Raw genomic sequence first — 3,064 nt, 5'->3', positions numbered from 1 at the left:
GGCCTCCGCGGAGGCGCTGCGCCCGGCGTTCGCGGAGATCGCCTACGCGGCCGGGCGCACGGCCCCCGGCGTGGGCCTCCGGGAGGAGCTGGGCCTGCTCGGCCGCGCGGCGGAGCGGGCGATGTCGCGGGCCACCGGCGGCGTCAACACTCATCGGGGCGCGCTGTGGGCGCTGGGGCTGCTGGTCGCCGCCGTCGCCGGCGGGGCGCGCGACGCGCCGGCCGCCGCCCGCGCCGCGGGCCGGCTGGCCGCGACGCCCGACCGCCGGGCGCCGGCGCAGGCGCCCTCCCACGGAGAGCGGGTCCGGCGGCGCTACGGCTCGCCCGGCGCCGCGGGCGAGGCACGGGCAGCATTTCCGCACGTCATCGACGTGGCGCTGCCGCGGTTGCGCCGCTCCAGGGCCGGCGGGTTCCCCGAGGAGGTGGCCCGGCTGAACGCGTTGCTGGAAGTGATGAGCCTCCTGGACGACACATGTGTCCTGCACCGTGGTGGCCGCGACGGTCTCCGGCTCGTCCAGGCGGGGGCCGACCGGGTGCTGGCCGAGGGAGGCGCCGGCACCGAGCACGGCCGCGCGGCGCTCTTGACGCTGGACGGGCTGCTGCGCAGGCGGCGGCTGTCCCCGGGCGGGAGCGGCGACCTGCTGGCCGCCGCGCTGTTTCTCGACATGATCCGGTGGCCGGACCGCCCGGCCGGCGCCGGGCAGGAGGTGCTCGCATGCAGACGCTGACGTACGAGTTTCCCGCGCATCTCCCGGCCGCCCGGCGGACGCACGTCGGCGTCGTGGGCTCGGGAGACCTGGAGATCCTCATGACGCCCACCGACGGTGCCCGCGTGCGGGTGAGCGTGCGCACCAGCGTGGACGGGTTCGACACGGTGTGGCGAACCGTGCTGGAGCGCTTCTTCGCCCGCCACCCCGTCGCCGCGAGCTTCGAGCTCAACGATTCCGGAGCCACGCCCGGTGTCGTCCATCTGCGCCTGCGGCAGGCCATCGAGGAGGGCAACGTATGACGCTGACCGACTGGCCGGCGATGCTCGGTCGTACGAGCTTCATCGAACTGGGCGCCAGGGAGCGGGCCAGGGCGCTGCTCGACGACGGCACCGCCCGCGAACTGTGCGGCCCCTTTGACCGTATCGAGTCACCGTGGCTGGAGCCCCAGGGCGTCGTCCCGCAGAGCGACGACGGTGTCGTCGTCGTCAAGGGCCGGCTCGACGGACGGCCCGCGGTCGTGATCGCCATCGAACAGGCCTTCCAGGGCGGCGGCATCGGCGAGGTCTCCGGCGTGAAGGTGGCGGCGGCGCTGTCCCTGGCCGCCCGCGACAGCCGCGACGGCACCCCGACTCCCGCGGTGCTGCTGCTGGAGACCGGAGGCGTACGGCTGCAGGAGGCCAACCTGGGCCTGGCCACGGTGGCCGAGGTGTGCTCGGCGGTGCTGGAACTGCGCGCCCTCCAGCCCGTCGTCGGCGTCATCGCCGGAGCGCTGGGCTGTTTCGGCGGCATGAGCATCGCCGCCGGGCTGTGCACCAGGCTCATCATGACCGAGGAGGGGCGGCTCGGGCTCGACGGCCCCGAGGTGATCGAGTCGGAGGCCGGCGTCGCCGAGTTCGACGCCGCCGACCACTCGCTCATCTGGTCGATCGACGGCGGCAGGCAGCGCGTCAGGACCGGCCTGGCGGACGCGCTCGTCCTCGACGACGTCACCGCGCTGCGGACGGCCGTGATCGAGGCCGTGCGGCAGGGCGTCCCCGCCGAGCACCGCTCGCAGCGGATCGCCGAGCTGCGTGCCCGCCTCGAAGCGCTCGACCCGGCCCGCCCGCCCGAGCCCGCCGATCTCGCGGACGCCTGGGCCGGGGCCACGCCGCGGAAGGGAGCCGTACGATGAGCCGCGGCCTGAACTGGACGCGCGCGCTGGCCGACGGGCCCGTGGACGCCGCCGTACCGTCCGTGATCACGGCGGACAGCAGGCTGGGTGACGACACCGCCCGCCTGGTCACCGTCGTCCCGGACCCCGGCAGCCCCTACCACCGCGCCAGAAAGGGCGAGGTCGGCCTGCGTGAAGGACTCGCCCTCGCCGAGGCGGTGACCGCGGTCGTCGCCGAGGACTCGGGGCTGCCCGACGACCGCCGCCGCCCCGTCGTCGCCGTGGTCGACCTGCCCAGCCAGGCGTACGGGCGCGTCGAGGAGCTGGCCGGCCTCCACCACGCGCTGGCCGCCGCCGTGGACGCCTACGCCCGCGCCCGCACCGCCGGCCACCCCGTGATCACTCTCGTCGTCGGAACCGCGCTCTCCGGCGGCCTGCTCGCGCACGGCCTGCAGGCCAGCCAGATCCTTGCGCTCGACGACCCGGGCGTGGTGATCCACGCGATGCACAAGCAGGCCGCGGCCAAGGTGACCCTGCGGTCCGTGGCGGAGCTGGACGAGCTGGCCAAGCGGGTCCCCCCGTTGTCGTACGACGTGGCCGACTGGGCGAAGCTCGGCCTGTGCGACGACCTGCTGGAAGTGGACGACGCCGACCATCCGACCGAGAGGGACGTCCGGCGGGCGAAGGACGCCCTCACCGCGGCGGTCCAGCGGGCCCGCGGCGGTCCCCGCGACCTGAGCAACCGGCTCACCTCGCCCGGCGCCCAGCAGACCAGGACGGCTTCGCGCCGCATCCGCGAAGCGCTGGCCGCCCAATGGGACTGACCCCGCGCCCGCATGATCTGCTGCGGCTCAGGGCGGGCGCGGTGCCCGACGCCGCGCTCCCCGGCTGGGCCTCCGCGTCGCTCGCCGCCTGTCCCTGGGCGGTCGTACGGCGGGCGCCGCATCCGCCCGGCCTGATCCCGGTCGGCGTGCGCGGGCCCCGGCGTCGCCAGCGCCACGCCGCGCTGGTCCCCGACGCGGCGGTGCTCCGCCGCGTGCCGCCCGAGCAGCTGGACCGGCGGGGCCGGCCCTGGCTGTCCGACGCTCTCGCCGCCACGCTGTCCGCCGTCGAGCTGCGCCTGTCCGCGGAGGTGGGCGACGGGGTCACCTGGGGACCGATCGGCGGCGTCGGCTTCGAGCTCGCCACCGGGCACCCGGTCACCC

The 3,064-nt window shown here is 76.2% G+C and carries 5 protein-coding genes; all 5 read left to right on the top strand.

Annotated elements, in window-relative coordinates:
• Positions 1 to 727: triphosphoribosyl-dephospho-CoA synthase (locus ACTWPW_RS63585; RefSeq protein WP_443174943.1), on the top strand; the 727-nt coding region annotated here is incomplete at its 5' end.
• Positions 715 to 1,008: a malonate decarboxylase subunit delta gene (locus ACTWPW_RS63580; RefSeq protein ID WP_364132529.1), complete on the top strand. Its 294-nt coding sequence runs from the start codon at positions 715 to 717 to the stop codon at positions 1,006 to 1,008. The genes ACTWPW_RS63585 and ACTWPW_RS63580, both read left to right, overlap by 13 nt.
• Entirely contained in the window at positions 1,005 to 1,880 is an 876-nt protein-coding gene (locus ACTWPW_RS63575) for a biotin-independent malonate decarboxylase subunit beta (RefSeq protein ID WP_443174942.1), read from the top strand. The genes ACTWPW_RS63580 and ACTWPW_RS63575 overlap by 4 nt, the downstream gene beginning before the upstream one ends.
• Complete coding sequence (gene mdcE / locus ACTWPW_RS63570) at positions 1,877 to 2,683, top strand: biotin-independent malonate decarboxylase subunit gamma (protein ID WP_443174941.1); 807 nt, start codon at positions 1,877 to 1,879, stop codon at positions 2,681 to 2,683. The genes ACTWPW_RS63575 and mdcE overlap by 4 nt, the downstream gene beginning before the upstream one ends.
• A partial coding sequence (locus tag ACTWPW_RS63565) for a hypothetical protein (protein WP_443174940.1) occupies positions 2,674 to 3,064 on the top strand: 391 nt, incomplete at its 3' end. The genes mdcE and ACTWPW_RS63565, both read left to right, overlap by 10 nt.

The organism is Nonomuraea sp. KM90 (assembly GCF_052246675.1).
Lineage (GTDB): Bacteria > Actinomycetota > Actinomycetes > Streptosporangiales > Streptosporangiaceae > Nonomuraea.
This window is presented reverse-complemented; position numbering and strand designations above follow the sequence as displayed.

Coding starts and splice junctions, on each gene's coding strand:
- ACTWPW_RS63580 (WP_364132529.1), top strand. CDS start 715: ATGCAGACGCTGACGTACGAGTTTCCCGCGCATCTCCCGGCCGCCCGG.
- ACTWPW_RS63575 (WP_443174942.1), top strand. CDS start 1,005: ATGACGCTGACCGACTGGCCGGCGATGCTCGGTCGTACGAGCTTCATC.
- mdcE (WP_443174941.1), top strand. CDS start 1,877: ATGAGCCGCGGCCTGAACTGGACGCGCGCGCTGGCCGACGGGCCCGTG.